Annotated in this window: 2 protein-coding genes; both read left to right on the top strand. The window is 34.3% G+C overall.

Annotated elements, in window-relative coordinates; genetic code table 11:
* Positions 1-49: 49 nt before the first annotated feature.
* Positions 50-280, top strand: coding sequence for a hypothetical protein (locus tag ACGHEH_RS21610; RefSeq protein WP_390449823.1), 231 nt, complete (start codon positions 50-52; stop codon positions 278-280).
* A gap of 158 nt (positions 281-438) precedes the next feature.
* Positions 439-573, top strand: coding sequence for a hypothetical protein (locus ACGHEH_RS21605; protein WP_390449820.1), 135 nt, complete (start codon positions 439-441; stop codon positions 571-573).
* The last annotated feature ends 476 nt before the right edge of the window (positions 574-1049 follow it).

The raw sequence follows: 1049 nt of genomic DNA, 5'->3' as shown, positions 1-1049 counted from the left end.
CGTGTAAGCAGTTAATGTGCACATTAAGAATGTATAAATGGCTTTGATAATGAAAAAAACAGCTTTACTTTTAGGTCCTGCTTTAGGGGCAATTATCGGCTTTGGTATTGCTAAATATCAAATAGCTCAAAACATACAAGTAATGCAGGAGTATTTCGGCTGGGTTTGTGGTACTGGTTTAGATTTACCAATGTATATTTGGATTCCAGTTGGTTCTATAACGGGCTTTGTTTTTGCTAAATTGTTTTTACGTTTTAATAATTTGAATAAATCCGCATAACAAACGCTTAAACCAAAGGACGCAAAACAGCTGGCTTGCGCTCCTTCGTCGCTAATTTTAGCCTGCTATTTTTCGCCGGTTAAGCGAGGCGTTATATTGCCGAAAAAGTTTAGAGTTTTATTGTCGATAATATTCATTAATATAAAAGGAGTTTCGTTATGGAAGATTTAGGATTTGTTTTTGGAATAATAGGCATGTCAATGGGGATCTCAGGTTTTGTCTTTGCAATAATTTCAATGAGTAAAATTGATAAACTTGAGAAAAAGCTGAAAGAATTAGATGTTTTAAGTTAAGACTTAACTCTAGCTGTTTTCAATATTGTTTCCCATTAATTCAGTGTATTGGCAATATAACAAGCAAATTAATCAGAACAAATAACAGTTGGTTTTTGCTCCTGCGTCGCTTATTTTAACCAACTATTATTTGCCCATTATTTGGGCGTTATGTGTTTCAGGGAATGAAAGTTGAGTTCGTTGTATAAACTTTTTAAACTTGTTGTTCTAGGTTGCGTAATATCATTAGCTGTTGTCTATATTACTCTTGAGATACTACCAAGAGCTTATACAGTTTTACCAAGCTATCATTCTTTGATTGCAATAATTCTCTCTGTGATTTTAGGTTTTGGCTTGGCTGGGTTTATCATATATTACAAGCGAAAAGTTCAATAAGGCTGCTACCAACACATAACAAGCAATTAAACAGGGATTAAAAACTGCGGGCTTTTCGCTTCGCTCGATTTTAGCCCACTATTTTTAACCCGTTAATCGCA

It is taken from the genome of Pseudoalteromonas sp. MTN2-4 (assembly GCF_042848605.1).
Lineage (GTDB): Bacteria > Pseudomonadota > Gammaproteobacteria > Enterobacterales > Alteromonadaceae > Pseudoalteromonas.
The sequence above is the reverse complement of the archived record's forward strand: the minus strand, read 5'-3'. Positions and strand labels throughout refer to the sequence as shown.

Bases quoted from the DNA above. Each gene is read 5' to 3' on its own strand.
- ACGHEH_RS21605 (WP_390449820.1), top strand. From the start codon at position 439: ATGGAAGATTTAGGATTTGTTTTTGGAATAATAGGCATGTCAATGGGG.
- ACGHEH_RS21610 (WP_390449823.1), top strand. From the start codon at position 50: ATGAAAAAAACAGCTTTACTTTTAGGTCCTGCTTTAGGGGCAATTATC.